A 6586-nucleotide genomic window follows, 5' to 3' on the forward strand; every position below is an offset into this window, starting at 1 on the left:
GTTACGCCGTGTCACACAACAACCTCGGGCCTTGTGATAAGCACGGCGAAGATTGCCCGCTGACCCAGAGTAAACAAACCCTTCGCCCCAGCAGTGTTGTACATATTCACAATACCGCTGCAGGTCGCACTTACTGCGATATTCTGATGAAACCGGTACGCGATGAGGATGGCATGACCGTGGGGTTTCTGGAAATTCTCGACCGTATTAGTTACGCATCAGCTGATTCAAAGACCAACAAAATGATTGGCCAGTCTGATGCCTTTAAAGCCATGCTGAATCGAATCAACCGCGCCTCCCAGTCTGAAATTGCGGTGTTACTTCAAGGCGAAACCGGTAGCGGTAAAGAACTGGTCGCGCAGGCTGTCCATGAATCCAGTCGACGCAAAGACAAGCCCTTTGTGGTTATTGAATGCACCGGACTAAACGAAAGCTTGTTTGAGTCAGAACTCTTCGGCTACGAAAAAGGCGCGTTCACCGGGGCAACAAATGCAAAAAAAGGACTCATTGAAGTCGCTAATGGCGGCACGGTATTTTTCGACGAAATTGGTGACGTTCCGCTCAATATGCAGGTTAAATTACTGCGTTTACTGGAAACCCAGTGCTATCGGCCAGTAGGTGGCCTAAAACAGAAAAAAGCCGATTTTCGGCTGGTATGTGCCAGTCACAAAAACCTGCTATCTATGGTGGAGAAAGGCGAATTCAGACAGGACCTCTACTATCGCATTGCCGGGTTCCCTATTCACCTCCCGGCACTCCGTGAACGCCAGTCTGATATTGCGATGTTGTGCAAACACTTTCTGTCTGCCGGAGAACACCGCCACAAGCACTTTTCTAAACAGGCCATCGATGCGCTCTGCCGCTATGCTTTCCCCGGCAACATTCGCGAGTTAATCAGCGTGGTAGAACAATCAGCGTTGATGGCGAATGATGATGAAATACTGGTCAGCGATTTACCACCGCAAATCCTTGGCAAGAGCGAGATCAGTGTTGCAGATGGTGAAAACGTCAGCCAACAGATATTGCCCCTTGATCAGGCTGAACAAGTCTACCTTGAGCGTATTTGCAAAACCTACGAAGGCACACCAGATGAGCTGGCTAAACAGCTTGATGTCAGCACACGTACACTCTACCGCAAGCTTCAGCGTTACAACATTCGCTTGGGCAATTAGTCTCTGTATCCATACCATAGCTAGTTATTTGAAATGATCCTATCTGGTGTCTATGTTTGTATTGATTAAACCCGTTTTGCTGGGCCCGTGGTATGAAGGTGATGTAAATGAAAGTACTCAGGCAACTTGTTTACCGAAGTCGTTCGACCCATTCGGATGCATTCCAGCAAATTTCGCAAATCGAAACAGACTCACTGCGATTTAATACTGACAATTCCATTACCGGTCTACTGCTAACCGACGGCGAGTACTTTTTTCAGGTTATTGAAGGACCAGGTGAGCACGTACAGGCGCTTTTCGAAAAGATAAAGGCCGACGCCCGTCACAACAATATCGTTAAGATTTGTGAACATCCAATATCACAACGTGACTTCGGCGAGTGGAACTTAAGAACCCTCACTCTCAAAAGTGACCGTTCCTGTTATTGGCTACCTGATGATATTTATCTCAAGCGTGACAGCCAGGTGTACGGCCTTATCAACAGTTTCGCCAACGGCCGCTGGCGAGGCTGCTTGCCAGAGGCGCACCGAGCGGACTTACACAGAGCGATTAATACATCGCCATTAGCTGCAAAGTTAGACGAACAAAGTGAGTATCAATTCGCCTTCCAACCCATCATAGACACCCATTTAGGCCGTATTTCTTCAATAGAAGCGCTGTTACGAGACAACAGTGGACGTTACCCGGAGCAAATATTAGCGGATTTAGACAAGTCAAAGCGCTACGAATTTGACCTGACGTCCAAACAATACGCCATCGCTATGGCGAGTGAAATGCTACAACCCAGTCAGTCGGTTTCCATCAACCTCATGCCTGGCGCCCTTACCCAGTTTCCAGACGCCGGCGACTACCTGCTGTCTTACTTAAAAACTTACGGACTCAGACCGCAACAACTTATTGTGGAAGTCACAGAAAACGAAATCCTCAATGAAGGCGATGCCTTTATGAGTGCCATAGAAGCCCTGAGGGCAAAAGGCATAAGGGTTGCTATGGACGACTTTGGCTCCGGCTATGCCGGGTTATCTGTATTGGCCGATTTCCTACCCGACAAAATCAAACTGGATCGGGCCATTGCCTGCAATATTCACGAGCACGGCCCCAGGCAGGCCATTGTGAACGCAGTTATGGAGTTCGCAACGACACTGGGCATTCCGCTGATCGTAGAAGGCATAGAAAAAATGGACGAATGGCTATGGCTGCAACATATAGGCATTCAGAAATTCCAGGGCTTTTTATTTGCCAAACCGAAATTGGGTGGTGTTGAGGCAATTCGTTTTCAAACCTGACTGTGACGATTCAGGTAGTCAAAGCAGACTCATAACAGCCTGATACAACAAACGCAGTGCCAGTACCGTCAGAATAATTTTAAACAGCAGCTTGAATTTCTCTACCGGGATTTTGTTGAGCAGTTTTAGCCCCAGCCAGGTGCCGACAGCGCCGCTGGCAATCATAGCCACCACCAGTGGTAACCATTGCCAGAAAGCAAAGCCAACGAACGTAAATACCACCGCCTTCAAACTGTGCTGAAAGGTCATGCAAGTTGCAAAGGTAGCGGTATGCGTAAGCTTGTCGTATCCATTGCGAAAAACCACAGAGGCCACCATTGGACCGCTTGCCCCAACAAACATCGAAAGAAACGTGGTGAACGCGCCCGCGACTACACTGCCCGATGGCGAGGTTTCCCGTTGTTTCGGCTTAACGCCCCACACCACCAGCAACAAAAATACCGCAATCGCCAGTTGAATAAGCAGCAATGGCAGTTGCACCACCACTAATGACGCGACTACCGCGCCAATGACAGTGCCAATCGCAAAGTACTTAAACATGGTGCGATCCAGGTGTCGGAAAGTCATTACCGAGCGACTGGCATTGGACCCTAATTGCACCAGGCCGTGCACCGGAATCAATGCAGCAATGGGCATAGTGGACGCCATTACCACCAGTAACAACATACCGCCTCCCAGACCCATTGCACCGGTAACAAACGAAGTGAAGCCCGCTAACAAAATAAGGCCCAGCGCAGTAACCGGCTCTAACACGCCGGCGGTGAGTAAATCGAACATGCTATCCATAACAAAAAACGGGAGGTTGCTGTGATTTTCGCCTTCACTCCCGCAGTTTGCAACTGGTTACGATTTACCGGGCAACAACCTTTGCAGCGTTAATACAGATACGCTATGTTGTACCCTCTTCAATCAAGCATGCCTCGCGGCAAGGGACAATAATGAAAAGAACACTGCTTACGCTTAGCATCGGCCTCATGCTCGCCGGTTGCTCCGACAAACAAGCATCGACAGAACAGATCAACGCAAAAGAGCCAATGAGTTTAACCACATCAGTAGCCCCACCCGTAGCGAAAAAAGTGCCTCACGAAATGACCGCTCACGGTGACACCCGCAATGATGAATATTACTGGATGCGCGACGACGAGCGCGAAGATCCCGAGGTACTTGGCCACCTGGAGAAAGAGAACAGTTACGCAGAAGCCGTACTCAAACCGCTGGAAAAACAACAAGCAGCGCTTTACGAAGAATTTGTGGCACGCATTCCTAAAGACGACGCGTCTGTACCGGTAAAAGAGAACGGCTACTGGTATCAGCGACTGTACGAAGGTGATGGCGAATACCCTATTTATGTTCGCCGGGCAACATTGGACGGTACCAATGAAGTCCTGTTAAACGGCAATGAAATGGCCAAGGGTCATGACTATTTTAGTATTGGCAGCTACGAAGCCTCACCAGACAATACACTGCTGGCTTACACCGTTGATACCGTAAGCCGCCGCATGTATACGCTAAAGGTTAAAAACCTGGAAACCGGTGAACTGTTAAGCGACGAAATTACCAATACCACCGGACAGGTGTACTGGGCGAAAGACAATAAAACCCTGTATTACATAGACCGCGACCCACAAACATTACTGGGCTCAAAGGTGTATCGCCACGTATTGGGTACTCCGCAAACCGACGATGAACTGATTTACGAAGAGACAGACACCACCTTCTACACCTCTCTGGGCATGAGTAAAGATGGTGAAGTCATCTATATTCGTCATGACAATACCGAGAAAACCGGTATGACCCTGATCGCCACCAGCGATCCTAAAGCAGCCCCCACGCCTTTCTATCCTATTGAAGAAGGCCTGGAATATTCTGTTGCTAAGCACGGTGATGACTACTACATCCTGACCAACGACAATGCAAAGAACTTCCGTATTATGAAAGTGGATGCCGCCAATACCTCAGATAAGAGTAAGTGGCAGAAAGTCATCGCACATGATCCGGACGTCTTCATACAGGACATTGAACTACTGCAGGATTTCCTAGTTTATAAAGCGAAGAAAGACGGCATACTCAGCCTGAACGCGGTGTCTTTGAAGACCGGCGAAAGCTATGTCATCCCCACTGAAGATCCCATCTACACGGCTTACTTTTCAGGTAATACCCAGGTAGACACCAATACAGTACGCATTTACTACGCGTCGCTTACCACGCCGCCAAGTACGTTCGATATCAACCTGGAAACCATGGAAAGTACGCTGTTAAAACAAAACAAGGTGGGGGATGCGTTTGTTGCATCCAACTACCAGTCTGAGCGTGTGATGTTGCCGGCTCGCGATGGCAAACAGGTTCCGGTGTCACTGGTTTATCGCAAAGATAAATTCAATAAAAACGGCACGAATCCGCTGTTTCAATACGGTTATGGTTCATATGGCTCGACCATTGATCCCACCTTTGTGTCTCATTGGATTTCGTTAATGGACCGTGGCTTTGTGGTTGCTATCGCACATATCCGCGGTAGTCAGATGCTCGGTCGCGAATGGTACGAAGACGGTAAAATGGGTAACAAAATGAACACCTTTACCGACTTTATCGACGTTACCAAAGGTCTGATTGAGCAGAAATACGTTGATCCGAATCGTATTTTTGCTGAAGGCGGTAGTGCAGGCGGACTGCTAATGGGCGCTATTGCTAACATGGCGCCGGAACTCTACACCGGTATAGCTGCGCACGTGCCCTTTGTCGATGTTGTTACAACAATGAGCGATGCCAGCATTCCACTCACCACCGGTGAGTATACTGAATGGGGTAATCCTGCGAATAAAGAAGAATACGAGTACATGCTGTCTTATTCACCTTACGATCAGGTGAAAGCGCAGAAGTATCCGCACCTATTTGTCACCACCGGCCTGCACGACTCACAGGTTCAGTATTTTGAACCTATGAAATGGGTAGCCCGTTTACGTGATAAGAAAACCGACGACAATCTGCTGTTGTTCATTACCAATATGGAAGCAGGTCACGGCGGTGCGTCCGGACGCTTTAAGCGTTATGAACAAACTGCGAAAGAGTACGCGTTTTTCTTCCATTTAGCAGGGATAGAGAAGTAGACTAATGGCCCCGGCAGACACCTGCCGGGGTTTGTTTTCATTGCTATGCGGTAACCATGACTAACCCAAACGATCCTTTTCAGGCCATTCGCGCCTACCACGACGACGAAATCCCGGCCGCAATCCAGCGTCTGGTTAATGATCCCGAATTCATCTCTGCCATTGTTAACCATCGCTTCAGACAAAGCAGCCGATGGGTTAAAGCGCTGTTAAGCCCAGTGGTGAAACTGCTATTGAAACGCAAATGGGGCAGGCTCAATACGGTTGAGCAGGTTCAACAAGAAGTTGAAGTGTATTTAAGCCGCGTGCTGCATGAGACCACTGACGGTGTTACCATAAAGGGCGTTGAACAGCTTTCCAAAGACACGCCTTACTTGTTTGTGTCTAACCACCGTGACATTGCCATGGATCCCGCGCTGGTTAATTACGCACTTCACCAATCCGGCTTCCCGACTGCCCGTATTGCATTTGGTGACAACCTGCTGAAAAAGCCCAGCGTCACGGAGCTGATGAAGCTCAATAAAGGCTTTATCGTGAACCGTTCAGCGAAAGCCCCAAGACAACTGCTAAAAGCCCTTACCACCCTGTCGGGTTATATCAAGCACTCGCTGGATGACGGCCACTCGATTTGGATTGCACAGCGCGAGGGACGCGCCAAAGATGGACTGGACAAGACCGATCCGGCTATTTTGAAGATGTTCTATATGCACGGTAAATCCCAGCAGCAGTCGTTCAGCGATTACATGCAATCACTGCGCATTGTGCCGGTTGCTATTTCATACGAAAACGACCCTTGCGATATCGCGAAAGCCACGGAGTTGTATCACCGCGAACACCTTGGCGGCTATGAAAAAGCTGAAATGGAAGACATCGCCAGTATAATTCAGGGGATCACCGGGTACAAAGGGCGCGTTACCGTTAATTTTTCAGCCCCGATTAGCGACGTGCCAGACACACCTGCTGCACTGGCTGAATGCATCGACCAGCACATCCATACTCACTATCAGTTGTACCCAATTAATTA

The 6586-nt window shown here is 48.8% G+C and carries 5 protein-coding genes; 4 read left to right on the plus strand and 1 reads right to left on the minus strand.

Going from position 1 to position 6586, the window contains the following annotated elements; translation table 11 throughout:
* Both AC4MRN_RS18750 and AC4MRN_RS18755 read left to right on the plus strand, forming a co-directional pair.
* On the plus strand, window positions 1-1172 hold a 1172-nt coding region (locus AC4MRN_RS18750), incomplete at its 5' end, for a sigma-54 interaction domain-containing protein (protein ID WP_491204146.1).
* Window positions 1173-1279: 107 nt separating this feature from the next.
* Complete coding sequence (locus AC4MRN_RS18755) at window positions 1280-2458, plus strand: diguanylate phosphodiesterase (protein WP_491204147.1); 1179 nt, start codon at window positions 1280-1282, stop codon at window positions 2456-2458.
* A gap of 18 nt (window positions 2459-2476) precedes the next feature.
* Here the strand turns inward: AC4MRN_RS18755 and AC4MRN_RS18760 are convergent, their stop codons facing one another.
* Window positions 2477-3244: a sulfite exporter TauE/SafE family protein gene (locus tag AC4MRN_RS18760; RefSeq protein ID WP_491204148.1), complete on the minus strand. Its 768-nt coding sequence runs from the start codon at window positions 3242-3244 to the stop codon at window positions 2477-2479.
* Between the two features lie 152 nt (window positions 3245-3396).
* On the opposite strand from AC4MRN_RS18760, the gene AC4MRN_RS18765 reads away from it, so the two are divergent.
* Window positions 3397-5562: a S9 family peptidase gene (locus AC4MRN_RS18765; protein ID WP_491204149.1), complete on the plus strand. Its 2166-nt coding sequence runs from the start codon at window positions 3397-3399 to the stop codon at window positions 5560-5562.
* Window positions 5563-5618: 56 nt separating this feature from the next.
* On the plus strand, window positions 5619-6586 hold a 968-nt coding region (locus AC4MRN_RS18770; RefSeq protein ID WP_491204150.1), incomplete at its 3' end, for a 1-acyl-sn-glycerol-3-phosphate acyltransferase.

This window comes from Marisediminitalea sp., from assembly GCF_984433645.1.

Bases quoted from the DNA above. Each gene is read 5' to 3' on its own strand.
- AC4MRN_RS18755 (WP_491204147.1), top strand. From the start codon at position 1,280: ATGAAAGTACTCAGGCAACTTGTTTACCGAAGTCGTTCGACCCATTCG.
- AC4MRN_RS18760 (WP_491204148.1), bottom strand. From the start codon at position 3,244: ATGGATAGCATGTTCGATTTACTCACCGCCGGCGTGTTAGAGCCGGTT.
- AC4MRN_RS18765 (WP_491204149.1), top strand. From the start codon at position 3,397: ATGAAAAGAACACTGCTTACGCTTAGCATCGGCCTCATGCTCGCCGGT.